A 26394-nucleotide genomic window follows, 5' to 3' on the forward strand; every position below is an offset into this window, starting at 1 on the left:
CGTCAGGCTCCTTATGCTGTATCCGAAACCCCGGTGTCTCCCTGAGCGCCGGGGTTTCGGCGTTTGTGCCTGAAAAAGCGACGATTTTAAGGTCCGCGAGACAAAACGCTCCTTAGCGACCAGTGGCGCAGGTCGTATTGGCGCTGCGGCTTGCGCGGTTCGTCCGCCCCCGCGCGCTGTGCTTCAGTGTTTGCGGTGCACCCGCTCAAGCACGTGATGCACGGCAAGCCAGTGATGCATCATGCCTTCGCCCTCGTGTTCCTTGCGGTAGGCTCGGGATTCGTAGATCGACAGTGCAAGCAGCACCAGTAGACCGACGGCCAGTCCGATCAGGCCCGCAATACTTTCGGCATCCATGGCAGCCTCCTTTGGTTGCGGCCATTTTTCTATCTTAGGACAGCCGCGAGTCAGAAAAAATAGCGTGCTGTACCAAGGCGGCAAAACGAAATAATTTTGAAAGGATTGGATCCGATGTTTCGTGTTCTTCTGGTGGCCGCAGTGGCCGCTTTGCTTTCCGCGTGCGCCGACAATACTGCGAGCAGGCACGGCGGACCGCCGCCGCACGATCCTCCGGACTATCACGGTGTCCCCACCGACGACCGGCCGCCAATGATGATCGACAACCTGCCACCCGCTCAATAACCGCGCGTGAATCGTCTTATTGCGGTTGCGCAGTGGCAGGACGGATTGCGCCGGCAATGCGCGGCAACAGTGGCGAGAGCGTCAAGCCGCGCACACCCATGAAGATGAGCAGGGCAGTCCACAGGCCGTGGTTGCCGAATGTGCCGACCAGCGCCCACGACGTGACGAGGAATACGGCGAGCGATATCGCCATCGAGCGCATCAGCTCGCGTGTGCGTGTCGCGCCGATGAATACACCGTCGAGCAAGAAACCCCATACCGACACAAGCGGCGACAGTGCTGCCCAAGGCAGAAAACGCTCCGCAGCGGTTCGCACATCGGCTTGGTTGGTCAGTTGCTCGATGATCCAGCTTCCGGCGACCCAGTAAATCGCCGAGAATGCGAGCGCACCGAGCACGGACCAGAACAGATTGACCTTCACCGCCTGGTGGAATGCGTTGCGATCGCGCGCGCCGATTGCGGCACCGACCAGCGCCTCGGCGGCATGGGCGAAGCCATCCAGCCCGTATGCCATGAAGGTCTGAAAATTCAGGAGCAGGGCGTTCGCGGCGAGGATAGCGTCGCCTTGCTTCGCGCCGATATGCGCGAACCACCCGAAGGACCCGAGCAGGCACATCGTGCGCAGAAAGATGTCGCGATTGATCGCGACGAGCCGCCCGAGCGCTGCGGGTTCGAGGACGCGATCGAGGCGCAACCGTGGCAACCCGCGCGGTAGCTGATAGCGGAGCACGACGGCGCCGAACACGAAGCCGAGCGTATCGGCGGTGGCCGTGGCCGTACCGATGCCCGCAATGCCCCAGCCGAGCCCGTACACGTACAGCAGCACCGCGATCACGTTCGCGACGTTGACGAACACCTGAGCCGCGAGCGCGAGACGTACGCGCTGCGTACCGAGCAGATAACCGAGGACGACATAGTTCGCGAGGGAGAACGGCGCGGCGCCGATGCGCGCCTCGCAGTATGTCTGCGCGTTACGCTGCACCTCGCCGCTTGCGCCGATCAATGCGAGTGCATGGCGGATCAAAGGCGCTTGCATGAGCAGGATCACAGCGCCGATCGCGAATGCCAGCAACAACGCGCGAGCGACATTGGCCCGCAGGCCGATGCGGTCGCCCGCACCGAATGCCTGTGCGACGAGCCCGGTAGTGCCCATGCGCAGGAAGCCGAAGCCCCAGAACACGAAGTTGAAGAACAGCCCGCCGAGCGCTACGCCGCCGAGATCTGCTGCGCTGCCCAGATGGCCGGCTACCGCTGTGTCGACGGCGCCGAGAATCGGCTGCGTGAGGTTGGCGAGGACGATGGGAAACGCGAGCGTCAGGACACGCCGATGCCATCCGCGCTGCGCCGGGAGCGGGACGTCTCCGCTCAACCGCGTTCCTGCACGCAGACCCACGGCGAGACCACGACGGCCCACAGCTCCGGCTTGCGCGCCGCGTAGTCGGCTGCGGTGGCGGCTTGCATCCGTTCGACGAGCCCCGACGACAGCCATTGCGTGACGCGTTTGGCGTCATCGTTGGCAATGGCCTCGGCGATGCTGACGAGATCAAGATCGCGTGCCACCGAAAGCAGCTTGCCTTGCGCGAAAAAACGTTCGAGATCTTGCCAGTCGATTTTGGCTGTTTCGCCGAGGAGCTTGGTGTACAGCTGACTGGGTGTGGCGTCGGGAGTAGTCATGGTCATTGAGAAACGGTTGCGGCCGATACTATAAACGATTGGGAGGTCATCGCGAGCGGGCGGTCGGCGCAGCGTCGTCGCATTAACTATAATATTAATATCTGAGATATTCCAGCCTTAATCAGACATAAACCGGTGAGAATGAAAGCGCTTCAATCTCGTGTGTGCCTTCCGCTTAATTGACTTTATACGTGCGCTCGCCCACTAAAAACTGTGCGCTTGAAACTGGCGGCATCAATGGCTTCCGATTGGCTGAAAGAAGCCCGCCGCGGACACCTTGGCGACATTCTTAGATGAATGTAAAAATCAATATAATCAATATGTTGATGTAATTTGTATTGTATTTGTAATCTATATTTGATGTGGTTTATCTATGTGCGTTCGCATTCTTTTGATCTCCTGAGTTCATAAGAAAGTCCACGTGTCCCATAATCGGTGCGCCGCGACACATTTTCGAGAGAATTAAAAGATTGCAGCGATGTCAGGCCGTTGATAGATTGCGTCTCGGCGCATGGTAAACCGGTCCTTTGCCGAAATGCGCCAAACCCCCGTTAGCCCGGCTCCATGCCGGGCTTTTTTTATTTATCGGAAGTGTAGCGGCGTCCTCAACGTGGAGGCAGTTCGCGTGCCGGGTCGATCGATCGGCCCTGGTAACGCAGTTCGAAATGGAGCATCACGCGATCATTGTCGCTATTGCCCATCTGCGCGATCTGCTGGCCCTGCGTAACCGCTTGCCCTTCCTTCACGAGCAGCGCCTGATTATGCGCGTACGCGGTCAGGTAGTCGCCGTTGTGCTTGAGGATCAGCAGGTTGCCATATCCGCGCAAGCCGTTGCCCGCATAGACGACCTTCCCGGCCGCTGCCGCAATTACCGGCGTGCCCGCAGCGTTGACGATATCGATTCCCTTCGAATCGCGGCCGTCGAACGTGCGAATCACTTTGCCATTCGTGGGCCAGATAAGCGAAATGGACGTCGCGGGAACGGCCGTTGGCTTCGGCGGGGTGTCGGGTGCCGTGGGCCGCGCGGGGCGACTCGCGCGCGGAGCGGGGGCCGTTGCGGCTGTCGCTGCTGGTGCCGCCGCCGTAGAGGTGCTCGCAGGCGGCGCTACGCGCAGGACCTGGCCGACTTCGATAGCGTTGGGGTTCGACAGGCCGTTCCAGCGCACGATGTTCTGCACCGGTTGCCGATTGTCACGTGCAATCTTGCTCACCGTGTCGCCGGACTCCACGCGATAGAAGCCCGGCCCGACCGGCGGCAATCCGCACGCGGCAAGCAGCGCGACGAGCGTCGCACACGCGAATTGCCCGATTCCCCGTCTGATCCTTTTTGCCAACATTGTTTTTGTCAACCTCGAACCCCGCAAGAGCTTGCCGTGCGGCGATTCCGCGGTGGCAATCGTCTGATTTTAACGGGTTTACCCCCGCGCAAACCGTCGCACCTCAGACGCAAGCGGTAGCACCTCAGGATGGCTGACATAGGGCCCCGAACGGAGCCTGAAGGGAGCGATGCGCGCGTCAGGCGAGCGCGTCCACGCTGATTCGCAGAACGGCTGTCTCCGACGCGCCGGGCGCGAGCAAGCGCAGACCGAGGCCGTTATGGATCGCGTCCGGCAGACCGAGCCACGGCTCGACGCAGTAGAAGTCGGAGTCGTCGGCCTCGGTCCACGTCGTCACCGCATACCACGGCAGCGAGTCGGGCCGGTCGAGGTCGATCGTGACGCTGCGATGGAGCGCCGGCGCAACCATGCGTACCGGAGCCGAAGGCGGTGTCGGGTTGAGGATGTGGAAGCGGTCGACAATGCCCGGATCATCGAGCCGGTATTGCGCTTCCCCCGGTTCCACAGCGCTGATCGAGCCATCGGGTAACTGATGGCGGCGCGTGGTGGGCGGCAGTTCCAGCGTGGTCTGCGCGCGCTGTGCATGGGGCAGCGCGAAGTAAAAGTGGTGGCCAGCGTACCAGGGCAGCGGCTCGGTGCCTCGATTGGTTGTCGTCAGCGACACTTCGAGCGTGCGCTCGTCGACGAGGCGGTAGGCGGCTTCGAAACGGAACGCAAACGGATAGCCCGCGCGCGTGGCCGCTGAATCGGCAAGCGTCATGCGGACGCCGCGGCCGTCGTCGTCGATTTGCGCAGAAAAGGGCAGGTCGCGCGCGAAACCGTGCATCGGCAAATCACGCACGACGCCTTGCGCATCGCGCCAGCGCCCGATCTGTCCATCGACACGATGGCGTCCGAGAAACGGGAACAGCAGCGGGTTGCCGCCGCGAATGCGCGCTGGCTGGCTCCAGTTCGCGTGCTCGGGCCAGTGGATGACCGGCTGACCGTCGATATGCCATGAGAGCAGGCGGCCGCCCGCCCACGGTGCGAAACGCAACGTCGAAGCGCCGCTGGAGAGTTCGAGAATGTCCTGCGGAGGGCGTGATTCCATGGCCTGGCGTGTAGATGACGTGAAAAGGGGCCGTGATTTCGGCTATAAACCGGCTATGAACGCGGATTGTGCGCCGCTTTCCGAAGCGTGGAAACCTTCGTCGGTAATGCGCGCGTAAGGTGCGAGATATCCAGCCTGTGCGGTTGCCACGTTTGCCGGGATTCATTTTCGGCGATCACGCCTTGGCATCATCGCGCGGCTTCGTTAGAAATTGTTGCGGTGCCGTAAATTTCTCGACAAATGCGCCTCGCTACTTGGCGCTACGGTACTGCCCCGGCATAATCGGGACGCTTCGTCGCACCGTCAGCGTGGCGGTTCGGCGCCATGTCTACCCATTTCGAGGATCTGCGAGTGAGTCTCTGGTTTCTATTGTCTCTGAGTGTACTGCAGGGCGTCACCGAACTCTTTCCCGTGAGCAGTCTCGGCCATACGCTGCTCGTGCCGGCGCTCTTCGGCATGCACATCGACAAACATGCGCCGCAGCTGCTGCCGTTCCTCGTCGCACTGCATCTGGGCACAGCGGTCGCGCTGCTCTGGTATTTCCGCGAGCGCTGGGTTGCGCTGATCCGCGGTTTTATCGGCTCGCTCGCCGGCCACAAGAGCGACGATGGCCACATGATGTGGGCGCTTATCATCGGTACGATTCCCGCGGGTCTTGTCGGCCTTGTGCTGGAAAAGCGCATCGAGACGCTCTTTCACGATCTGCGCATCGTCGCTGCGGCGCTCATGATCAACGGCGTGCTGCTGTGGTTCGGCGACCGCTTGCAACGCGCGCGCATGCATCGCGCACCCGAGAAGCTCACATTCCGCCAGGCGTTTCTCGTCGGTCTTGCGCAGATCGGCGCGTTGATTCCGGGCTTCTCGCGCAGCGGCCTCACGATGATCGCGGGCAACGCCGCGGGTCTTACGGCCGAGAAGGCCGCCGAGTTTTCGTTCCTGCTCGGCACGCCGATCATCTTCGCCGCGGGCCTGCTCGAACTGCCCAAGCTCTTTCACGCACGCGACCAGTTGATGACGGCTGTGGTGGGCGGCGTGCTCACGGGCATCGCTGCGTGGCTCAGCGTGCGGTTTCTGATGCGCTATTTCGAAGGCCGTGGACGCCTCGCGTCGTTCGGCGTGTACTGTGTGATTGCGGGCGCGATTTGCCTCGGCTGGTTCGTGCTGCATCAGCAGCCGGTCTGAAACCGCGCACGCCGAGGTACGACCGGCACAGGTCGATCAAGGTATAATCCCGCGCCTGTACTCCTGCACATGCGGGGGACGGCGCGCCAGGCACGCGCTTACGCGACAGTAGCTCAGCTGGATAGAGCATCGGCCTTCTAAGCCGAGGGTCGGGGGTTCGAGCCCCTCCTGTCGCACCAGTGAAATCAAGCGCTTAGCCCGGTTTTGAAAACCGGGCTTTTTGCTATCTAGCGACCGTGTAACCGCCATGTAACCGGATTCGGTCAACGTTGGCGGCCCGGCATCCCCTCGCGCGCGCGTGCGCGATACGTGCGGATATTCGAGGGTGCTCATCCCCTCGCGCGCGTGCGCGCGGTATTGGTCCGATAATGCCCCTGCTTCTCCCCGCCAGCCTCATCCCCTCGCGCGTGCGCGCGATGCGTTCACTATTCCCCTCTACTTTAGCGACCAAGCCCATGAATCCACTGAGAATTCATGGACTGACTACCTGAGCCACGGTAGCCAATCAGGCGTCTATCTGGCAACAAAAAAGGCCCCGCACAGGGGGCCTTTAGACGGTGTATCGCAGCCTCACAGGTCATCATCCATATCCGGCCCGCCGCCATACATGCGCCTCGCCTGCTCGGCTCCACTCATCGGCTTCTCCCCGCCAGCATCAGCGCCTCGCACCGCCTCGCGCTTACGCTTTACGTGATAGGCCGTCAGCACCCCATGCGCCACCATGTCGAGTGCCGGTTTCGCGTCGCCGTGCTTGTCGGTCCACACCTTCGGCGTGAGTGTCCCGGCCAGCGCCAACGAATCGCCGTCATCGAGCGCCAGCAATGCCGCTTTAGTGGTATCGCTGAACGCAATCACATTCACGAACAATGACTCATCCTCGCCACTGACAGCGCGCACCTTCGCAACCACGAACGGTCGCCCACTCTGCCCCGTGCGCTCCGTCGCAGCGCCGTACAGCTTCCCGCTTACCAGCCCGTCAATCATGCCGTCACCTCGCAATCGTCGTGTCCAATGCCGGAACAAAGTTCCGCTTTAGATGGCATATCTAGAGGGTCACCGTCTGGCGGTGTAGAGAGAGTCCCGAAAACGCCCGTAATAGCACCGTCTGGCGGTGTAGTGGAGAGGGCATCTACACCGTCTCCCGGTGCAATTCGTGGCCTCTATCCACCGTCTCCCGGAGTAAGGGGCTCAATTTTTCCCGGCTGGTTTTCAGGTACGCGCTGCGCACAAAGCCAGCGCTCGCCCCTTCGTCGTACCCATCCAACTTGTCGAGCGGCCACCACGTGCAGGCGTACCAACTCGCCTTGTGCGGCCTGCATCCCTTCACAGTCTCGTATATCAGGCCAGCGCCCAAGAGCTCCTGCTTGGCCCGGTTTATCGTGTCGTATGAGGTCCAGCCGCGAGGTTTCAGATACGCGAGCGTGACAATCATTCGCCCGTTGTCGTCGCGGTGATACTGGCGCGCGATCTCTAACAACAGCGCCTTTGCAGGATGTGACAACCCCTGATAAGTCGCGCTGTCCAGCACCAACCAAGGAATCGCCACAAAGCCCCCAGCGTCGCGATTCGACACACGTCGTTTTGGCTTCGCCATTCATCACGCCTCCCACAAATCGCCTTGGCGCGGATCGATGCGACGGGCGTTCAGCTTCGCGGCGCTCACCTTGACGGCAGCGCGTTGCTTTCGGCGCTTGTCGGCAGCAACCTTTACATCGTCAATCCATGCGCGCGCGCCGGCAGCAAAGGCAGCCTCGCGGGCCTGGGCGGCTAGCCAGTACACACTAACCCATGCGACGCGGCCATCGTTGGTTCCGGTCGCAATATCGCGGCGCTCGATATGCCAACCGTAGTCCGCCTCAAGGTAATAAATGAGTGCGGCGGCGCGCGTCGTGCTTTGCTTGAATACCGCTTCCATGCCGGTTACGACGTCGCCCTCTAGCAATGTGGCCAGCACACCAGCAGTAACCGTATTGGTGCGCTTGGGCAGCGCTCCGACTGTAAAATAGCCTTGGTCTTTGGCGCTCGTTCCTTCTCGTTGGGATCGGGCGTTTTTCATTTTTGCCCCCCATTCAGCAGCGCCTGAATGTCGGAGACACGCCAGGCGAGGCGTCCATTGATGCGGACAGGGCGAATGGGGCCGTTTTCGAGACACGCCCACTTGCGCAGAGTTTGCGGTCGGCGGTTCAGCGCGGCGGCGGCTTCGTCAGTCGGGATAACTGCCTCGATACCGCGCGCGGCATGGATGGCGGGATTACCTTGAAGGTCGGTCATATCAACGTCCACTTCTGAGCCTCACGCGGCGGCCCCTTGGAGCGCTGATAACGTGCCGAATTCGTTTCAGCGCATCAAGGATTCTGCCGTGTTCGGCTTTGTGCTTCGGCGTTGATATGTTGGTATTCCGGGAGTCTCCCGCATCAACTCCCGTTTTGGTCCCGCATGTCAGATTCAGCGGCCTTAACAAGCTCCCGCTTCACGTCGCGCACATCGTGGCGCGCACGTCCCGCCACCTTCTCCTCGCGTGACAGGGCGGCAAGCGCACCACGCATTCCAGTGAGTCTCCATTGGTCGCCACCGGCCCGCTCTAAATCCCCTCCCAATTTGCGAAAGCGAGCCAATCGGCGTTTTTGGCGTTGTTCCGGGGTCTCACCGGGCGCGGTTGCGGACTCGGCGCTTCCGGCCGGGGCGTTCGACGGCTCAGGGAATCGAAACGTGATAAGCGGTTCGTTCTTTGCAAGCCATGCGTTCAGGTCGGCGGCGCGGGCCTCTTCGTATAAGTCGCGCACAGTCTTGGGGTTGTAGCGGGCAATGCGGCCTGGCTCATACACCACCAGCGCGCCAGCGGATACGGCGGCCTTCAATTTCTCAAGCATGGGGCCGAATCGCTCCCCGGTGTTGCGCGCAATTTCTTCGGCAGCTTCGCGCAATCTGTAGCGGCCAGCGGCGCGGCGGTCGGCTTCCTGCTTTGCCATCTTTTCCGCCTCGTCGCGCCGTTTCTGTTCGAATTCTTCGATAGCCTCGCGCGGCGGGTTCGCGAAAATGTGGCGCAATTCTTCCGTGGCAACCCATGCGCCTTGCAGTTCGGTCGTCGGCTCAAAGCGGCCTGTTTCGCCATCGTAGTGGTACGCAATCAGCGGTAACTGGCCTTGTCTCAGCAGGTGGTCAATTACGGTCTGCCACTTCACTTCAGACGCCCAGATTAGACCGCTGTCTTTATTTTCGCCTACGTCCATGATGGCAAGTGCGGTGGCTGCCCGAGCAAGGGAAATTGCATCGATGAACGTCTCTTGAAACTTCGCCTTCGTAGTGAGTTGCTGAGGTAATTGTTGTGTGTCCATTCGCGCTCCTTCAGGGCGCAACCCTTCGCATTTGGGCACCAGACAGGCGGGCGAAGGTTTCCCCCTTTTCGGCCCGTCGGCCTAGTCTGGTGCGTAACCTGTCAGACGCTCACCGCCCGCAATCCCGGCTTTGCCTGCTCGGCGTCAAACTGAATCCCCGCCTGGTCGAGCATCCACGCCTCAATCTTGTCGTGCCACATGCGCAGCAGGTCGAGCGGACGGCGGCGGTAATGCTTCTCCGCCAGCGCGCTCGGCTTGTGGCCTTGAATCTGCGCCACGACGCCCACCGGGCATTCAACCCACTCGGACAGTGTGCCGAACGAGCGCCGCAGCCCGTGTAGGCTTACGTGGGGCAACCCGGCCATCTGCTGCGCCTTGGTGTGCGCGATGCGCGGCTCCGCCAGCTTTCCATCTGCCGCCGTCTTGCTGGAGAAAACCCACTCAGACGGTTTCCATGCATTGCCATTGGCCTCCATGCGTGCCAGCGTGCGCACGTTCGGCGGCGTGTCGTTGAGTCGTTTCAATTCGAGTAGCAGGGACGCAAGGTAGGGCGTCAGCGGGATTGCGCGGCCCGTCTCGGTTTCTACCTTGTCGGAGACGTGAAGGCTTCGCCACTGAAAATCCACGTCATCCCAGCGGAGCCCGGCCAGTTCCTCACGGCGTGCGCCCGTTAGCAGCAAGCCTTGCAGGTACGCGCTGATTACCGGGTTGGCAATCCGGCGCACCGCGCCAAACCATGTTGCGAGTTGTTCGCGCTGGAGGCAATCATCCTTCGCCTTCGGGCGGGGCACAGCGTCGCGCACTGCGCGAGCGGTGTATGCACCATCGGGAGCAAGGCCGCGATAGTCCGGGCGTTCGTCGCACCAGCGGATGAACGCGCGCAGCTTGCGATAGGCTTGCTCGGCGTTCGTCGGGCGGCTTCGGGCCTCATCGTGCAGCCACGAGGCGACGCGCTCGGCATCGAGGTCGGACAGTTTTAGCCCCATGAGCGGCGCGAGCGGCCCCGCCACGGTCAAGCCCTTGCCGCGCTTCTTTTCCTGTCCGCCAGCTTGCGCAAGGTGTTCGTGGTCGAGCATGTGACGCTTGCTCCATTTCGAGCGGTGGGCGTCGAGATAGGCGGTCCACGCTTCGCTCACGGTCGCATCCTTGCGGCGTGCTTCCAGCTTGCGCGCAGCGACGGCTGCAAGTTGCTCGGCCATTTCCTCGCGCGGGTCTTTCCCTGCATCAGCCAGCCGCTTAATGCGGCGTGCCTCGTCTCGTACCTTGTCAATGCTCCAGTCCTTCGGCGCACCAATCGAGACGCGGATAGTTGCCCCGTCGAGCTTGCCTTGCCAAATGTAGGTGAGCGCGCCCGCTTGTGTAGCCCGCAGGCCGAGGCCGCTGGCGGCGGTATCCCAGATGAACGCCTGATACTTGTCAGCAGGGCAGCTATGCCCGCTGACCCGCGCCGCCGTGAAATTGACCTTCGCCACTGTTCGATTCCCTAGGTTCCGGGTTACATGGGAATTCCATGTAACCACCATGTAACCCGATTCTATGGAAATCGGTCAATTCTGGTCAACGTCCCTATTTCTGGGAAATCCTTTAAATCCTTTGCTGGCGGGCGTTTCGTGATTTTGTGGAATTCCAGTCAACGCCGAGAAATGTGGACTTGTTCGGCCTTCTAAGCCGAGGGTCGGGGGTTCGAGCCCCTCCTGTCGCGCCAAAATCTATTAAAAATCAAATGCTTGGAATTTCGCCGACTGCGGGAATCTGAGTCGGAATCCACTCTCGTTGTGGCGGGAGTGTGGCGAGATTCTATCGGTAACGGGTCGTCTACCCAAGCCTTGGTTCAGGCGCGAGTGATTGCGGGGTAGACCCACATGCGACGAAAGACGTTGTCAAAATAGATACCGGCCACGGTCTTATAGTCTTCCGTTAGCTTGCTAAGCTCCTATGCGTCACTTTCAAAAACGAGTTTTCCCTGGACGCTCGCAGCAAGATATTGGGTGTCGTCCTCGTAGTGTCCGAATCAGGTGTCACTGACGCTACTGCGCTTTCGGGCACTGCTCAGCCGCGCTCTTAGGGCGGCGGCCGTAAGGATCCGCGGTTGCTGCGGGAACACAGCTACCGCGAGACGCCCGAGCAGATCGCGGTGCGTCTATGATGTATTGTGGCCCCGTTTTAATGCTTGTATTTGAAGCACTTGCCGTCAAATACAGACCGTGCGGCGCCGTACCGACCGCGATGCGACACGCTGCGACAGTCAAAGCGAACGTTGCGGCAGCCAGAGCGAACTTGCAAATTATTGCGAGTAAACTTTTTGTGTAGAATCGCCGTTAACAGCGGTGTGACAACCGCTCTAAAACCCAACCCCGAAGGAGATTCCATGGTCATGAAAGGTAAGACCGGGAACATCCACGGAGTCGAAGTAAAGGCCCGGGCAGGCGTACAGCTCCCAACAACAAAGGTCAATGCAAGCTCCGCGGATGGTCGTAGGCAGATCGTTACTGCCGCCAAACGTGTTTACGAGCAACATCATTCCGTCATTCAGGCTCTCGCTAAGAGATGATTCTTGACGTGGATATGGTCGTGCTCGTGCACGACTTCATCCTCAGCCAGGAGCCGGGTCTCAATGGCAGAGCGAACAGGGGCGCCTTAGAGGGCGCCCTTGGTCGTATTGAGAACCGGGTTATCTACGATGGGTTAGCGGACGTTTTTGAAATTGCCGGGCTGTATGCAGAGGCAATTGCGCGCGGCCATGCGTTCTCAGACGCTAACAAGCGAACGGCACTCGTTTCAGCTCTTACCTATCTCTTCATAGAAGGGTACGAAGTCGGGCGAACGCAGGCGCTCGAGGAGATCATGGTCGATATTGCCGAAGGCAAGCTCAACTACCTCGACCTCGCAAACATCTTCTCGTCGCTGGCCAAGAAGATTGACCCGGTAGTGCGGCCAAACCAGATAGGCAAATGACTCCGCTTCGCGCGCTACCGGCCGCCTATGCGGTTTCACAGCTGGATATGTCCGAGTCCGGCCGAGCAGACGTAATGTGATCCGGGCGGGGCACGGTGAAGGAATGTCTTCTTGCCGCTCGCTGCGCAATTCGCGCACAAGTAAGCTCCAGCTACCTCGCCTTGGTCGTAGCTCGACCCCATCAAGGTCACCCGGAATTCAAAGTTGTCTGCGAAGTCGGCAGCGAGATCGCGAATCTGCTGGAGTTCCTCCTTCAGCGCGTTCTCTCGTGCGCTGGCCGCTTGGGCGTCCGCGAGCAGACGCTGGTTGGTTTGCTGCAGTTCGAAGCACTCCGACTGCACATCGATGATGCGTTCGAGCATCACCTCGGCTGATTTGTGCCCCGTCACCAGTCGTCCCCTCTGGCATGCGGCGACGGCATCCCGCCTCAGCCAGGGTATCCAAACGCGACATGAAATTAGGGATGAATGTCCCCTTTGACGCAGGCCTGATACCAAGCGTCGCAGCCTGATCCACAGCCTTTGCTAACCAGTAAACTTCCACCCGGCGAGCTTTCTTGAGCCTGATGCGCGGAATTTCGGTGGGGGCTGGATGAAGAAGATGTACAACTACAGAGGCTTTGACGTAACCGTTGAGGCTGAGCCGATGCGGGCGTCATCGGGTAACGTTGCTTCGTTGGCCGCGTGCGGCTTTGTTGCTGTCGTGCGTATCGGCAGGATGGGGGCGACCCGCCCCGCGGTCGCACCCATGCGTCTTATGTCTGACAATCGAAAGCCGTTCGTGACGGTAGCCGACGTGCAGAGTACAGGCTACAGTGCGGGCCAACGAGTCATCGACGACGTACTCGCCTGCTGAGCCGCTCGCGCCGCTTGAGCCGCTTGGTACGGCACGTTAGCCGGGCAATGCCACGCGTTGCCCAGGCTTGCCGCTGACTCCCCGGCGCACAGATCAGGCAGCGGGGTACGACGAGCCAGCGGGGATCGGTGGGCCGTTCAGGCCCACTGCATGTCGATTCGCATGTCTTCCGTTGCCGCCGCACCGTTTGGTGCGCTGCGATCTCCGCGGATTCTTTCTACATCGACGCACGTTCCATAGACACCCACTTTGCAGGGTCGAGGGTGCGCGCGCTTTTCATCGTGCCGTTTAATCTGCACATGCGAAATCGGGACATAAACATAAATGAAAAAAATTCGCACTCCGATAGAGCATGTAATCGCCGCAACACTCCCGCGCGGCAGCAGTCAAGAAAAAACGCGCGTGCTATTCTTTTTCCGATCCGATTGCTCATGAAGGAGAACATTCGATGACCACCCGAACCCGGTTCGGTCAGAGCGTATCGCGGCCGCAATCGGCGGCCGCGTGGCTCGACCGGGAGGCGCACCGAGCGTGGTGAACGGCAAGGTCGTGTCATGCGGCACCGTGCTGCTCGATCCCGCGGGCCGTGTGTTGCTCGCGCATGCAACCGGCACGAACCACTGGGACATCCCGAAGGGGCACGGCGAGCCCGGCGAGACCGAGGCCGAAAGCGCGGTGCGCGAGATGGTCGAGGAAACCGGAATCGCGCTTGATTCGTCGCGGCTGAAGGATCTGGGGCGTTACGTTTATCGCCGCGACAAAGACCTGCACCTGTTCGCCGCACGTGCGCTCGCAAATGAACTTGATCTTTCGCATTGCGTCTGCACGTCGTGGTTCCCGCGTCGCGAAGACGGCGTGATGATTCCCGAAATGGATGCCTGGCGCTGGATCGCGCCGGACGAGGTCGGGCAGTTCGCAAGCCGCAGCCTCACGCGTCTCTTCGAGACGACGCTCTCGCTCGTCCTGCTGCATCGCACGCTGTGAACGCGCCTCGGCGTGTCGGAGTATCGATGCATCGGCGGTCGGGAAACAGAAGAGCCGTTGCGCGATCCGCCGGGCCGTACCGCAAAGGCGTTAGTGGACGCCGCAACGAGTGTGATTCGCCAATTCCCGCAAACTCCGTTTCAGGAGATTTGTTTCGGAGGATTTGTTTTTGCGTTAGAGATCGGGCACTAAGTATGCGTGCGCAGGCGCGCAGAGCAGGGGCCTTCGGCAGATAGCTTCAGGCCAAGGAGAACCACGACTAAAGGAGATGCGATGGAAACGCTCAAGCGAGTTTGGGCCGGACAGGAGAGGCTCTGGAAGGTGTGGTGGCTGGTTGGTGTACCGCTTTGGATCGTCCTTGAGATTATCTGGATCCTGCTACTGAACCGTCAAAAGAACGGTTTATTCGATGTGCGCAGCCCTGGATACTGGTTGCCCGCTATCGTTGGCGTCGCCTTGTGGATCCTCTGGCTGATTGCTGCCTGGCGCAGTTCGCCGAATGTTGTTAACCAGATGTGGAAATGGGTCGCGCGGGTGCTGATCGTGTTGTTCGTCGCGTTGTCCGTCATCGCGTTGCTCGCCGCTCGCGAGGAATGGCAACAGCGTCTGGCTATGGCCACTCCGTCGCAAGGTGAGATAACCGTGTCCTGGCGCGAGGCACAAGGCAACCAGCACTTGCCCGGTCAGCCCGAGCAATCAGTTCAAATCAGGACGTAGTCTCCCGCAAATCATTCCCTCAACGGAAAATCCCCCGAAACGTCATGTTTACGGGGGATTGTGGGGAATCAGCCTCGGTTTTCCCGCACCTTTGCGGCGCGGGTTGGCGATTCACGCAGCAGGTTTTCTTTTGCGCGTGAGCCAGCGAGCCGACTTACTTCGCCCAGCTGTCGCGCAGGCCGACGATGCGGTTGAACACCGGCTGGCCCGGTTTCGAATCGACGCGATCCGCCACGAAGTAGCCGTGACGCTCGAACTGATAGCGGTCTTCCGCGGCGGCGTTGCGTGCGCCCGGTTCGAGGTACGCGTGTGCGACGCGCTTCGAGTCCGGATTGAGCGCTTCGAGGAAGTCGCGTCCGCCCGCGTCCGGCTGCGGTTCGCGGAACAGGCGGTCGTAGAGACGCACTTCCGCCGGGTACGCATGCGCTGCGCTCACCCAGTGGATGTTGCCCTTCACCTTGTAGTTGTTCGCGCCTTCGGTGCCCGATTTGCTGTCCGGGAAGTAGTTGCAGTGAACGGCGATGACGTTGCCGTTCTCGTCCTTGTCCGCGCCCGTGCATTCGATGACGAAGCCGTAGCGTAGTCGCACCTTGTTGCCCGGGAACAGGCGGAAGTAGCCCTTCGGCGGCGTTTCCGTGAAATCTTCGCGCTCGATCCACAGTTCGCGCGAGATCGGGAACGTGCGCTGGCCGCGCTCCGGGTGGTGCGGATGCACCGGCGCTGTGCAGTCTTCGCTCTGGCCTTCCGGGTAGTTGTCGATGATGAGCTTGAGCGGGTCGAGCACGGCGGTCGTGCGCGGCGCCTTTTCGTCGAGGTCGTCGCGCAGCGCGCCTTCGAACACGCTCATGTCGATCCACGAATCGACCTTCGTCACGCCAATGCGCTCGCAAAAGAGCTGGATGCTCTCCGGCGTGAAGCCGCGCCGGCGCACGCCGACGATGGTGGGCAAACGCGGATCGTCCCAGCCTTCGACATGGCCTTCGTTCACGAGCTGCAGCAGCTTGCGCTTGCTCGTGATCGCGTAGGTCAGGTTAAGGCGCGAAAACTCGATTTGCTGCGGCAGCGGGCGCGTGAAGACGCCGGCGTCCGCGAGTTCGTTCAGCACCCAGTCGTAGAGCGGGCGATGGTCCTCGAACTCCAGCGTGCAAAGCGAGTGTGTGATGTTTTCGAGCGCGTCCGAGATGCAGTGCGTGTAGTCGTACATCGGATACACGCACCATTTGTCGCCGGTGCGGTAGTGATGTGCGAAGCGGATGCGGTAGATCACGGGGTCGCGCAGGTTGATGTTCGGCGACGCCATGTCGATCTTCGCGCGCAGCACGTGCTCGCCTTCCGCGAACTCGCCCGCCTTCATGCGGCGGAACAGGGCGAGGTTTTCCTCCGGCGTGCGGTCGCGGTACGGCGATGCCTTGCCCGGCTCCGTGAGCGAGCCGCGGCTCGCGCGCATTTCTTCCGCGCTCTGGCTGTCGACATACGCCTTGCCGCGCTCGATCAGCAGTTCGGCGAATGCGTAGAGCTTGTCGTAGTAGTCGCTCGCGTAATAGAGGTGGTCCTGGTCGGCCTTCTTCCATTCGAAGCCGAGCCACGTTACCGCGTCGATGATCGAGTTGACGTATTCGACGCTTTCCTTTTCCGGGTTCGTGTCGTCGAAGCGCAGGTGGCATACGCCGCCGTAGCTCTTCGCCACGCCGAAATTCAGGCAGATGCTCTTGGCGTGGCCGATGTGCAGATAGCCGTTCGGCTCCGGCGGGAAGCGCGTTTCCACGCGCTGGCCCCACTTGCCCGAGCGGTTGTCGTCGTCGATGATGTTGCGGATGAAGTTGGATGCCGCGGGCGCATCGCTGCGGTCAGCGTCTTTGCGTTCGATATTCATGCGAGAAGGGGAAGATCGTTCGAGGGCGCGATTTCAACGAAAATTCACACGCCCGGGTGGTGCTGCCCATTTTACCTGACGTAACCGGGTGAGGAAGCCCTGACAGCTTGCAGGAAGTTTGCAGGTTGTGCCGATTCGCGCCGATGCTGCGCCAACGCCGTGTCGACGCAATCGCGGCGTATTTGACGGGAAATAACGATGAAAGAACAACGGGTGCTGGTGCTGCCGGGCTATCTGAATTCCGGGCCTGGGCATTGGCAGACGCGCTGGGAAGACGAACAGGCCGGTTTCGTGCGGGTGCAGATGCCCGACTGGATGCATCCCGAGTGCGATGCCTGGTGCCGCGCGCTCGATTCGGCGGTGCGCGAGGCGAGCGCCGCGGGCGCTCGCGTGCTGCTGGCGGCGCACAGCCTCGGCTGCCTGACCATTGCCCACTGGGCTGCGCGGCACGCCAGCGCGGCGCGTGCAGATGGCGGGGTGGCGCAGGTCGCGGGGGCGCTCCTCGTGGCGGTGCCGGATCCGCACGGCCCCGAGTTTCCCGCAGATGCCCACGGCTTCGATCCGGTTCCGCTCGTCCCGTTGCCGTTTCCAAGCATCGTCGTCGCGAGCAGCGACGATCCGTATGGCGGTATCCCGTTCGCCGAACGCTGCGCGCAGGCGTGGGGAAGCCGCTGGAACGGCATTGGCGCGCGCGGTCATATCAACGCGGAAAGCGGCCTCGGCGGCTGGCCGCAGGGTCTCGAATGGCTCGAATCGATGTCGACGTGAGGCCGCAGTGAAGCGGGCAGTGAAGCGGGGGCAGCGACGGGGGCAGTAAAGCGGGCAGCGGCGTGCCGCTGCCGCGCAAGCTCAGACGACGCCCTTGCCGCGCAGCGCAGCGACCTGCTCTTCGCCGTAGCCGAGCACGTCGCGCAGGACGGCGTCGGTGTGCTCGCCGAGCGTCGGCGGATGGCGCTCCACGCGCGGCGGCGTTTCGCTCATGCGGATGGGGTTGCGCACGAGCCTGGCCGTCGCGCCCGACGGGTGCGGCAGTTCCACCTGCATCCCGCGCGCGACGACCTGTTCGTTCTCGAACACCTCGGACAGATCGTTGATCGGCCCGCACGGCACGCCTGCCGCTTCGAGCGCGGCGATCCAGTCGGCCTTGGTGCGCGAGCGGACCAGGTCGGCGACGATCGGCACGAGCGTATCGCGGTGACGCACGCGCGCGGGGTTGGTCGCGAAGCGCTCGTCGTCGGCGAGTTCGGGTCTTCCGGCCACTTCGACGAACTTGCGGAACTGCCCGTCGTTGCCGACGGCGAGGATGATCCAGCTATCGTTCGTCTGGAAGGCCTGGTAGGGCACGATGTTCGGGTGCGCGTTGCCCCAGCGCACGGGCGGCTTGCCGCTCGCAAGGTAGTTCGAGTTCATGTTCGCGAGCATGGCCACCTGCACGTCGAGCAGCGCCATGTCGATGTACTGGCCCGTGCCCGTGCGGTCGCGGTGTGCGAGCGCCGTAAGCACGGCGATGGTCGCGTACATGCCGGTCATGAGGTCCGCGATGGCAACGCCCGCTTTTTGCGGGCCGCCGCCCGGCAGGCTGTCGCGCTCCCCGGTGATGCTCATGAAGCCGCCGATACCCTGCACGATGAAGTCGTAGCCCGCGCGCGCGGCGTACGGGCCGGTCTGGCCGAAACCCGTCACCGAACAGTAGATGAGGTCCGGCTTCACGGCGCGCAGCGATTCGTAGTCGAGCCCGTATTTCTTCAGTTGTCCGGCTTTGTAGTTTTCCAGCACGACGTCGCTCTGCGCCGCGAGTTCGCGCACGATGCGCTGTCCTTCGGGCGTCGAGATATCCACGCTCACCGAGCGCTTGTTGCGGTTCGCGGCGAGATAGTAGGCGGCTTCGGCCGTGTCCTTGCCGTCGGGCGTCTTCAGGTACGGGGGACCCCAGTGGCGCGTGTCGTCGCCCGCGCCGGGGCGCTCCACCTTGATCACGTCGGCGCCGAAGTCGGCGAGGGTCTGCGCGCACCACGGCCCCGCGAGCACGCGGGTGAGGTCCAGTACGCGGATATGGCTGAGAGCGCCCATGCGGTGTCGTCCAGGTTTGTTGTGCGGTTGGCCGCCCGTTACCTCGCGCGCGGCCGATTTCGGCATCTTACGCGATCCCGCAGTGGCAGTGTGAATTTCGGTACAGTGTTTCGCTTAGCGGAACTATGGCGACCGATAAGGCGATAAGCTGGGCGGATTTCGCTCACGACCTTCGTCCTTTTGCCGTGCGTTTGTCGTGCAGTTGCCGTGCATTCGTCGAGCATTCCAGGCCGGATTGGCACGCGACCGGGGCGCGTCGCAAGTCAGCCCGGCCGTGCCACCGCGCGGCTGCTTCGATCCCGCTTCGATCCCGTATAATCGACCGATTCCCGGCGACTGATACGGCCGCGAACCGCTCGCAACCGGTTCGCAACTGCCCGGATCGCCACCGGTCGGACCGGAACCAACGCAAGCCATTACTCCGATAGAAAACCAGAACGCTGTCCGGCCGTCACGTCGGCGCCACGCGCGCGGCATGCCGGTCCCGGGGCGAGGACATACGCACAGGACGCCTCCAAAGCACGCCATGAAAGCCGCTGAAATCCGCGAGAAATTCCTCAAGTTCTTTGAATCGAAGGGCCACACGATCGTGCGCTCGTCGAGCCTCGTGCCGGGCAACGACCCGACGCTGCTCTTCACCAACTCGGGCATGGTGCAGTTCAAGGACGTGTTCCTCGGCGCCGAGTCGCGTCCGTATTCGCGCGCGACCACCGCGCAGCGCAGCGTGCGCGCGGGCGGCAAGCACAACGACCTCGAAAACGTGGGCTACACGGCGCGCCACCACACGTTCTTCGAGATGCTCGGCAACTTCTCGTTCGGCGACTACTTCAAGCGCGACGCGATCCACTACTGCTGGGAGCTGCTGACCAGGGTCTACATGCTGCCGGCCGAGAAGCTCACGGTGACCGTCTATAAGGAAGACGACGAGGCGTTCGACATCTGGTCGAAGGAAATCGGCGTGCCGGTCGAGCGGATCATCCGCATCGGCGACAACAAGGGCGCGCGCTACGCATCCGACAACTTCTGGCAGATGGCCGACACCGGCCCGTGCGGCCCGTGCTCGGAAGTGTTCTACGATCACGGCCCGGAAATCTGGGGCGGCCCCCCGGGATCGCCCGAAGAGGACGGCGACCGTTTCATCGAGATCTGGAATCTCGTGTTCATGCAGTTCAACCGCGATGCCCAGGGCAACATGACGCCGCTGCCCAAGCAGTGCGTCGATACGGGCATGGGTCTGGAGCGTCTCGCGGCCGTGCTGCAGCACGTGCACAGCAACTATGAGATCGACCTGTTCCAGAACCTCATCAAGGCCGCTGGGCGCGAAACGAACACGCCCGACCTCACGAACAACTCGCTGAAGGTCATCGCCGACCACATCCGCGCCTGCGCGTTCCTGATCGTCGACGGCGTGATCCCCGGCAACGAAGGCCGCGGTTACGTGCTGCGCCGCATCGTGCGCCGCGCGATCCGCCACGGCTACAAGCTCGGCCAGAAGAGCGCGTTCTTCCACAAGCTCGTGGGCGACCTCGTCGCGGAAATGGGCGCGGCCTATCCGGAACTGAAGGACGCCGAACAGCGCGTGACCGACGTGCTGCGTCAGGAAGAAGAGCGCTTCTTCGAAACGATCGAGCACGGCATGTCGATCCTCGAAGGCGCCCTGGCCGATCTCGCCGCGAAGGGCGGCAAGGTGCTCGACGGCGAACTCGCATTCAAGCTGCACGACACGTACGGCTTCCCGCTCGACCTCACGGCGGACGTTTGCCGCGAGCGCGAGGTGAGCGTCGACGAGCCGGCGTTCGACGGCGCGATGGCGCGCCAGCGCGAGCAGGCCCGCGCGGCGGGCAAGTTCAAGATGGCGCAGGGCCTTGAATACTCGGGCGCGAAGACCACGTTCCACGGCTACGAAGAAATCGTGTTCGACGACGCGAAGGTCGTCGCGCTCTACGTCGACGGCGCGTCGGTCAACGAAGTGAAAACCGGCCAGGACGCCGTGGTCGTGCTCGACCACACGCCGTTCTACGCCGAATCGGGCGGTCAGGTGGGCGACCAGGGCGTGATTTCGAACGCGAGCATGCGCTTCGCGGTGGCGGACACGCTCAAGGTCCAGGCCGACGTGATCGGCCACCACGGCACGCTGGAGCAGGGCGCGCTGAAGGTCGGCGACATCGTGAAGGGTGAAATCGACGCGGTCCGCCGCGCCCGCACGGCCCGCAACCACTCGGCGACGCACCTGATGCACAAGGCGCTGCGTGACGTGCTCGGTTCGCACGTGCAGCAAAAGGGCTCGCTCGTCGACGCCGAGAAGACGCGCTTCGACTTCGCGCACAACGCGCCGATGACGGACGATGAAATCCGCCGCGTCGAGGGCATCGTGAACGCGGAAGTGCTCGCGAACGCGCCGGGCGTCGTGCGCGTGATGTCGTTCGACGACGCGGTGAAGGGCGGCGCGATGGCGCTCTTCGGCGAGAAGTACGGCGACGAAGTGCGCGTGCTCGACCTCGGCTTCTCGCGCGAACTCTGCGGCGGCACGCACGTGAACCGCAGCGGCGATATCGGCCTCTTCAAGATCGTGATGGAAGGCGGCGTGGCGGCAGGTATCCGCCGCGTGGAAGCGATCACGGGCGACAACGCCGTGCGCTTCGTGCAGGAACTCGATGCGCGCATCAACGCGGCCGCTGCGGCGCTCAAGGCGCAGCCGTCGGAACTCACGCAGCGCATCGTGCAGGTGCAGGACCAGGTGAAGTCGCTGGAGAAGGAGCTGGGCGCGCTGAAGTCGAAGCTCGCGTCGAGCCAGGGCGACGAACTCGCGGGCCAGGCTGTCGAAGTGGGCGGCGTGCACGTGCTGGCGGCAACGCTCGAAGGCGCGGACGCGAAGACGCTGCGTGAAACCGTCGACAAGCTCAAGGACAAGCTCAAGAGCGCGGCGATCGTGCTGGCGGCTGTCGAAGGCGGCAAGGTGAGCCTGATCGCGGGCGTGACCGCCGAAGCGAGCAAGAAGGTCAAGGCCGGCGAACTCGTGAACTTCGTCGCCCAGCAAGTGGGCGGCAAGGGCGGCGGCCGTCCCGACATGGCGCAGGCGGGCGGCACCGAGCCGGCGAATCTGCCGGCCGCGCTCGCGGGCGTGAAGGGCTGGGTCGAAGCGAAGCTGTAACGCGCGAACCGGTCGGCTGATCGGCTGATCGACGTAAAGAAGGGCTGCTCGCGAGGGCAGCCCTTTTGTTTGGGGCGCGCGGACGGAGGCAGGATTGCGCCGGATCTGGCCGGATCTGGCCGGGTTTTACCTTCGAGCGCGCCGTCCCGCTCGCGCTCTACAATAGCCGCTCGGTGCGCGCCGCCCTGTGCCCGCGCGCGAACCACACAGTTGTCCTTGCTCCGGAATTTGCCCCGAAACCCTTCGCTTCGAAACCCTTCGCCCCGTTCCCGATGAACCGCCCCGTCGCCCTCGCCCGCACCGATTACGTTCACTTCCTGCCCATCACCACGCGCTGGATGGACAACGATGTCTACGGCCACGTGAACAACGTCGTCTACTACAGCTACTTCGATACTGTCGTGAACGAGTATCTGATCCGCGCGGGCGTGCTCGATATCGAGCATGGCACGACGATTGGCCTTGTCGTCGAAACGCAGTGCAACTACTTCGCGCCGCTCGTGTTTCCGGAGCGCGTCGAAGTGGGGCTGCGGGTCGCGCGGCTGGGTGCGTCGAGCGTGCGCTACGAAGTCGGCCTCTTTCGCGAGGGTGAAGCGCGGCCTGCCGCGCAGGGCCACTTCGTGCACGTCTACGTCGATCGCGCGACGCGCCGCCCGGTCAGCGCGCTGCCCGCGCCGCTGCATGCCGCGCTCGCGCGTCTCGTCGTCGCGCCTGCCGACGAAGCCGCGCGCGGCGTGGGACGCAACTGAGCGCCTCGCCTTCGCACCACCGCACCGCGAGCAAAGGGCGTCTTTCGTGCAGACCTTCGCCATCGACGCACTGAACGGCATCAGCTACGGTCTGCTGCTCTTCATGCTGTCCGCTGGACTCACGCTGATCTTCAGCATGCTCGGCGTGCTCAACTTCGCCCATGCGAGCTTCTATATGCTCGGCGCGTATCTGGGCGTGACCCTTGCATCGTCGCTCGGCTTTGGCTGGGCGCTCGTGCTCGCGCCGCTCCTGGCCGGGCTGGCCGGCGCGTGGTTCGAACGCGCGCTGCTGCGCCGCGTACGGGCAGGCACCGCGCTCAATGCGCTCTTGCTCACGTTCGGCGCCGCTTACGTGATCGGCGAACTCGTCAAGCTAGCGTGGGGGCTCGAGCCGCTTGCCGCGACGATGCCCGCCGTGCTCGACGGTCCGCTCTTCACGCTCGGCGGCGCGGCTTTCTCGCGCTATCGCGCGTTCACGATGGCCGTCGCCATCGCCATGCTCGGCGCGCTCTGGGCCGTGCTGCGCATCTCGAAGACCGGTCTTGTCGTCCGTGCGGCGCTCACGCACGCGCAGGCGGTCGAAGCGCTCGGCCATGATGTGCCGCGCGTGCGCACGCTCGTGTTTGCGCTCGGCACCGCGCTCGCGGCGCTCGCAGGTGCGGTCGCCGCGCCGGTTTTCGTCGTCGAACCCGCGATGGCCGAATCGCTGGGATCGATCGTGTTCGTGGTCGTCGTGACGGGCGGACTCGGTTCGTTGTCCGGCGCGTTTGTCGCGTCGCTCGCGGTGGGCTGCCTGCAGACCTTTGCCGTGGCGAGCGATGTGTCGCTCGATGCACTCGGTGCACGCTGGGGCGTTGCGATCTCGCCGGCATGGCGTGCGCTCACGCTCGCGCAGGCCGCGCCGCTTCTGCCGTATCTGCTGCTCGTCGTGATGCTCGCGGTGCGGCCGCGCGGCCTCTTCGGACAACGTGGCGACGATGCGTGAACCGCTCGCGACCGTGACGTCCAGGCGACCCGCCGCGCGCTGGCGGGCGTGCGCGCCGTGGCTCGCGCTCGTCGCGCTGTTCGTCGTGCCGCCGCTGGTCTCGGCGCTTGCATCGTCATTCTCGTCGTCCGCGTTCGCGCCGCAGGGATGGCTGCTCGCGTGTCTCGCGCAGGCCGCGACGATGATCGTTTTCGCGCTCTCATACAACCTGCTGCTCGGGGAAACCGGGCTGCTCTCGTTCGGCCACGCCGCGCCTGCGGGGATCGGCGCGTTTGTGGCCGCGCATCTGTTCAACCGCTATGCGCTACCGCTGCCGCTGTTGCCGCTCGTGGGCGGCCTCGGCGGCGCGGCCTTCGGCGTGTTGACCGCGCTCGTGGCCGCGCGCCGCGCAGGCACCGCATTCGCGATGATCACACTCGGGCTCGGCGAACTCGTCGCGGCGGCTGCGTGGGCGTTGCCCGGCGCGTTCGGCGGCGAGGCGGGCGTCGGTATCGACCGCGCGAGCGGGCCCGCCTGGGCGAGCTGGACCTTCGGCCCCGATCTTCAGGCGTACTGCGTCATCGCCGCGTGGTGTCTCGTGGCGAGCGCGGCGATGTTCGCGCTCTCGCGCGCACCCTTCGCACGGCTTGCCAACGCCGTGCGCGACAACCCGGTGCGTGCAGCGGCGCTTGGCGTTGCGCCTGCGCGTGCGCGCGCCGCGATGATCGTGTGGAGCGCGGGCTTCGCGGGCGTGGCCGGTACGCTCGCGCTCATCAACATCGAACTGGCCGCCGCCGAGAGCGTCGGCATGATGCGCTCGGCCGCCGTGCTGATCGCGACTGTCACGGGCGGCACGGCGTCGTTCTTCGGACCGGTGCTCGGCGCGCTCGTATGGGTCGCGTTCAGCGTGGGCATCGCGAGTGTCACGCACGCCTGGATGCTTTACGTGGGGCTCTTTTTCGTCGCTGTCGTGCTTGCCGCGCCGGACGGGCTGGCGGGTTTCGTTGCGCGCCAGCGCGCGTGGATCGCACGGCACGGCTGGCGGCGCGGCGCGCGCGCGTGGGCGGCGGGTGCGTTAGCGGCTGCAAGCGGCGTGCTCGCGTTCGTGCTCGCCGTGCAATGGGCGTACGCCGTGCGATTGCGCGATGCCGACCCCGGTGCGTGGCTCGCGGCATTGACGCCGCGCGGCGCGTGGTGGCTCGCGGGCGCGATTGTCGTGCTGGCGGTGTTCGCTGTGGCGGGCGCGTATCGTGCGCGCGGTTTCGCGCGCGCACTCCGCACGCTCGACAGGCAGGAGGACACGCGATGAGCGTCGCGCTCCAGCTTCGCGGCATCGAAAAACGGTTTGGCGCGACGCCGATATTGCGCGGCGTCGATCTCGCCGTGCGCGCGGGCGAGCGTCACGCGCTGATCGGCCCGAACGGCGCGGGCAAATCGACGCTCTTCAGTCTGATCGCGGGCGAGCGCCGCGCGAGTGCGGGCCGCATCGAACTGAAGGGCGTCGACACGACACGTCTGTCGTCCGCCGCGGTCGCCCGGCGCGGGCTCGCACGCAGTTTCCAGACGACGAGCGTGTTCGCGCGGCTCTCTGTCTTCGACAACGTGCGCTGCGCGGTGCTGGCCTCGCGCCTCGGCTGGGCGGGGTGTGTCGGGCGCTGGTTCGGCTCGCGCGACGTCGATGCGCGTGCAGCCGAAGTGCTCGATGCGATCGGCCTTGCTCCCGTCGCACAGCATGCTGCGGGCATGCTCGGTTATGCCGGGCAACGCGCGCTCGATCTCGGCCTCGCGCTCGCGGGCGGTGCGCACACGCTGCTGCTCGACGAACCGACCGCAGGCATGAATCGCGCCGAAAGCGCCCGTGCCATCGAACTGATCCGCACGGTGACGGCGGGCAAGACGCTCCTCGTCATCGAGCACGATATGGACGCGGTGTTCGGCCTCGCCGACCGCGTTTCGGTGCTCGTGCAGGGCCGCGTGATCGCGACCGGGACGCCCGATGCGATCCGCGCCGATGCCGCCGTGCGCGATGCCTATCTTGGCAGCGGGTTCGGATCATGAGCGCGCTGCTCGATATCGCGGGCCTGCGGGCGTGGTACGGCGCGAGCCAGGTCTTGCATGGCGTGGATTTGCGCGTCGGCGCGGGCGAGATCGTCGCGCTCGCGGGGCGCAACGGCTCGGGCCGCTCGACGCTCGCGAAAGCCCTGATGGCGCTCGTGCGCACCGAGGGCGCGCGCATGTTCGCGGGGCGTTCGCTCGACGGCCTGCGAACCTTCGAGATTGCGCGGCTCGGGCTCGGCTACGTCGCGGAACAGCGCGACGTGTTTCCGGATTTGAGCGTGGAGGAGAACCTGCGGCTCGGCCTCGCCAGATACGCCAGGCACACACGGCGCGCACGCCGCGTGCGCTTCGGCGTCGAGGATGCGTGGACGCTTTTTCCCGTCCTGCGCGAGCGGCGCGCCGCGCGCGCGGGCGTGCTCTCGGGCGGCGAGCAGCAGATGCTCGCGCTCGCGCGCGCCCTGGTGGGCGACCCGGATCTGCTGATCGTCGACGAACCGACCGAGGGACTCGCCGCGCAGATGATCGCGCGTGTCGGCGAATGTCTGCGCACGCTGCGCGAGCGCGGTGTTGCGGTGCTGCTGATCGAGCAGCGACTCGCGCTTGCGCCCGAACTCGCCGATCGCGTCGTGGTGATGGGGCACGGGCGCATCGTGTTCGACGGTACGCCGAGCGAACTGGCGGCACGCGACGACGTGGTGCGCGAGTGGCTCGGCATCGGCTGAGCTTGCAGCGCGCTTGTACCGCGCTTGCACCGTGCT

The 26394-nt window shown here is 63.7% G+C and carries 25 protein-coding genes and 1 tRNA gene; 12 read left to right on the forward strand and 14 right to left on the reverse strand.

Annotation, left to right across the window (positions count from 1 at the left end; all coding sequences use genetic code 11):
* Window positions 1-183: 183 nt before the first annotated feature.
* From ACFPTO_RS00005 to ACFPTO_RS00025, 5 genes are all read right to left on the reverse strand, one after another.
* Window positions 184-357: a hypothetical protein gene (locus tag ACFPTO_RS00005; RefSeq protein ID WP_377708505.1), complete on the reverse strand. Its 174-nt coding sequence runs from the start codon at window positions 355-357 to the stop codon at window positions 184-186.
* A gap of 301 nt (window positions 358-658) precedes the next feature.
* On the reverse strand, window positions 659-2011 hold the full coding sequence (locus ACFPTO_RS00010; protein WP_377708507.1) for an MATE family efflux transporter: 1353 nt from the start codon (window positions 2009-2011) through the stop codon (window positions 659-661).
* A complete protein-coding gene (locus ACFPTO_RS00015) occupies window positions 2008-2316 on the reverse strand; it encodes a DUF2288 domain-containing protein (protein ID WP_377708509.1) in 309 nt (102 codons plus the stop codon). The genes ACFPTO_RS00010 and ACFPTO_RS00015 overlap by 4 nt, the downstream gene beginning before the upstream one ends.
* 605 nt (window positions 2317-2921) lie before the next feature.
* Window positions 2922-3653, reverse strand: coding sequence for a peptidoglycan DD-metalloendopeptidase family protein (locus ACFPTO_RS00020; protein WP_377708511.1), 732 nt, complete (start codon window positions 3651-3653; stop codon window positions 2922-2924).
* 178 nt (window positions 3654-3831) lie between these two features.
* Window positions 3832-4743 carry an aldose epimerase family protein gene (locus ACFPTO_RS00025; protein WP_377708513.1) on the reverse strand — a complete coding sequence of 304 codons (912 nt, stop codon included), beginning with the start codon at window positions 4741-4743 and terminating at the stop codon, window positions 3832-3834.
* A 351-nt stretch (window positions 4744-5094) separates the two neighbouring features.
* Here ACFPTO_RS00025 and ACFPTO_RS00030 point away from each other — a divergent pair, with 351 nt between their 5' ends.
* Both ACFPTO_RS00030 and ACFPTO_RS00035 read left to right on the forward strand, forming a co-directional pair.
* Window positions 5095-5925: an undecaprenyl-diphosphate phosphatase gene (locus ACFPTO_RS00030; protein WP_377708605.1), complete on the forward strand. Its 831-nt coding sequence runs from the start codon at window positions 5095-5097 to the stop codon at window positions 5923-5925.
* 102 nt (window positions 5926-6027) lie between these two features.
* Window positions 6028-6104, forward strand: a tRNA-Arg gene (locus ACFPTO_RS00035).
* Between the two features lie 391 nt (window positions 6105-6495).
* Here the strand turns inward: ACFPTO_RS00035 and ACFPTO_RS00040 are convergent.
* The 6 genes from ACFPTO_RS00040 to ACFPTO_RS00065 form a co-directional block, all read right to left on the reverse strand.
* Window positions 6496-6909, reverse strand: coding sequence for a single-stranded DNA-binding protein (locus ACFPTO_RS00040; protein ID WP_377708515.1), 414 nt, complete (start codon window positions 6907-6909; stop codon window positions 6496-6498).
* Between the two features lie 145 nt (window positions 6910-7054).
* The gene (locus ACFPTO_RS00045) at window positions 7055-7519 is read right to left on the reverse strand and encodes a hypothetical protein (RefSeq protein WP_377708516.1); all 465 of its coding nucleotides are present in this window, start codon (window positions 7517-7519) and stop codon (window positions 7055-7057) included.
* A 3-nt stretch (window positions 7520-7522) separates the two neighbouring features.
* Window positions 7523-7981, reverse strand: coding sequence for a hypothetical protein (locus tag ACFPTO_RS00050; RefSeq protein WP_377708518.1), 459 nt, complete (start codon window positions 7979-7981; stop codon window positions 7523-7525).
* Entirely contained in the window at window positions 7978-8196 is a 219-nt protein-coding gene (locus ACFPTO_RS00055) for a helix-turn-helix domain-containing protein (protein WP_377708519.1), read from the reverse strand. Before ACFPTO_RS00055 ends, ACFPTO_RS00050 begins: the two co-directional genes overlap by 4 nt.
* Window positions 8197-8339: 143 nt before the next feature.
* Complete coding sequence (locus ACFPTO_RS00060) at window positions 8340-9260, reverse strand: hypothetical protein (protein ID WP_377708521.1); 921 nt, start codon at window positions 9258-9260, stop codon at window positions 8340-8342.
* Between the two features lie 101 nt (window positions 9261-9361).
* Window positions 9362-10732 (reverse strand): tyrosine-type recombinase/integrase, encoded by a 1371-nt coding sequence (locus tag ACFPTO_RS00065; protein ID WP_377708523.1) that lies wholly within the window; start codon window positions 10730-10732, stop codon window positions 9362-9364.
* Window positions 10733-11807: 1075 nt separating this feature from the next.
* On the opposite strand from ACFPTO_RS00065, the gene ACFPTO_RS00070 reads away from it, so the two are divergent.
* Window positions 11808-12215 (forward strand): type II toxin-antitoxin system death-on-curing family toxin, encoded by a 408-nt coding sequence (locus ACFPTO_RS00070; RefSeq protein WP_377708525.1) that lies wholly within the window; start codon window positions 11808-11810, stop codon window positions 12213-12215.
* 35 nt (window positions 12216-12250) lie between these two features.
* Here the strand turns inward: ACFPTO_RS00070 and ACFPTO_RS00075 are convergent, their stop codons facing one another.
* Window positions 12251-12577 carry a hypothetical protein gene (locus ACFPTO_RS00075; protein WP_377708527.1) on the reverse strand — a complete coding sequence of 109 codons (327 nt, stop codon included), beginning with the start codon at window positions 12575-12577 and terminating at the stop codon, window positions 12251-12253.
* Window positions 12578-13604: 1027 nt separating this feature from the next.
* Here ACFPTO_RS00075 and ACFPTO_RS00080 point away from each other — a divergent pair.
* Both ACFPTO_RS00080 and ACFPTO_RS00085 read left to right on the forward strand, forming a co-directional pair.
* Window positions 13605-14054, forward strand: coding sequence for an NUDIX hydrolase (locus ACFPTO_RS00080; protein ID WP_293034604.1), 450 nt, complete (start codon window positions 13605-13607; stop codon window positions 14052-14054).
* 273 nt (window positions 14055-14327) lie between these two features.
* On the forward strand, window positions 14328-14771 hold the full coding sequence (locus ACFPTO_RS00085) for a hypothetical protein (RefSeq protein ID WP_377708528.1): 444 nt from the start codon (window positions 14328-14330) through the stop codon (window positions 14769-14771).
* A 154-nt stretch (window positions 14772-14925) separates the two neighbouring features.
* Here the strand turns inward: ACFPTO_RS00085 and ACFPTO_RS00090 are convergent, their stop codons facing one another.
* Window positions 14926-16644 (reverse strand): glutamine--tRNA ligase/YqeY domain fusion protein, encoded by a 1719-nt coding sequence (locus tag ACFPTO_RS00090; RefSeq protein ID WP_377708530.1) that lies wholly within the window; start codon window positions 16642-16644, stop codon window positions 14926-14928.
* A 198-nt stretch (window positions 16645-16842) separates the two neighbouring features.
* Here ACFPTO_RS00090 and ACFPTO_RS00095 point away from each other — a divergent pair, with 198 nt between their 5' ends.
* Window positions 16843-17412, forward strand: coding sequence for an RBBP9/YdeN family alpha/beta hydrolase (locus tag ACFPTO_RS00095; protein WP_377708532.1), 570 nt, complete (start codon window positions 16843-16845; stop codon window positions 17410-17412).
* A gap of 81 nt (window positions 17413-17493) precedes the next feature.
* Here the strand turns inward: ACFPTO_RS00095 and ACFPTO_RS00100 are convergent, their stop codons facing one another.
* Window positions 17494-18714, reverse strand: a complete 1221-nt coding sequence (locus tag ACFPTO_RS00100) for a CaiB/BaiF CoA transferase family protein (protein ID WP_377708534.1) — start codon at window positions 18712-18714, stop codon at window positions 17494-17496.
* A 526-nt stretch (window positions 18715-19240) separates the two neighbouring features.
* Here ACFPTO_RS00100 and alaS point away from each other — a divergent pair.
* The 6 genes from alaS (at window position 19241) to ACFPTO_RS00130 (ending at window position 26358) form a co-directional block, all read left to right on the forward strand.
* The gene (alaS, locus tag ACFPTO_RS00105) at window positions 19241-21865 is read left to right on the forward strand and encodes an alanine--tRNA ligase (RefSeq protein ID WP_377708536.1); all 2625 of its coding nucleotides are present in this window, start codon (window positions 19241-19243) and stop codon (window positions 21863-21865) included.
* A gap of 272 nt (window positions 21866-22137) precedes the next feature.
* Complete coding sequence (locus ACFPTO_RS00110) at window positions 22138-22614, forward strand: acyl-CoA thioesterase (RefSeq protein ID WP_377708537.1); 477 nt, start codon at window positions 22138-22140, stop codon at window positions 22612-22614.
* 46 nt (window positions 22615-22660) lie between these two features.
* The gene (locus tag ACFPTO_RS00115; RefSeq protein WP_377708539.1) at window positions 22661-23599 is read left to right on the forward strand and encodes a branched-chain amino acid ABC transporter permease; all 939 of its coding nucleotides are present in this window, start codon (window positions 22661-22663) and stop codon (window positions 23597-23599) included.
* On the forward strand, window positions 23592-24887 hold the full coding sequence (locus tag ACFPTO_RS00120; RefSeq protein ID WP_377708541.1) for a branched-chain amino acid ABC transporter permease: 1296 nt from the start codon (window positions 23592-23594) through the stop codon (window positions 24885-24887). Before ACFPTO_RS00115 ends, ACFPTO_RS00120 begins: the two co-directional genes overlap by 8 nt.
* Window positions 24884-25636: an ABC transporter ATP-binding protein gene (locus ACFPTO_RS00125; RefSeq protein ID WP_377708543.1), complete on the forward strand. Its 753-nt coding sequence runs from the start codon at window positions 24884-24886 to the stop codon at window positions 25634-25636. The genes ACFPTO_RS00120 and ACFPTO_RS00125 overlap by 4 nt, the downstream gene beginning before the upstream one ends.
* Window positions 25633-26358, forward strand: coding sequence for an ABC transporter ATP-binding protein (locus tag ACFPTO_RS00130; RefSeq protein WP_377708545.1), 726 nt, complete (start codon window positions 25633-25635; stop codon window positions 26356-26358). The genes ACFPTO_RS00125 and ACFPTO_RS00130 overlap by 4 nt, the downstream gene beginning before the upstream one ends.
* The last annotated feature ends 36 nt before the right edge of the window (window positions 26359-26394 follow it).

This window comes from Paraburkholderia denitrificans, assembly GCF_042655705.1.
Lineage (GTDB): Bacteria > Pseudomonadota > Gammaproteobacteria > Burkholderiales > Burkholderiaceae > Paraburkholderia > Paraburkholderia denitrificans.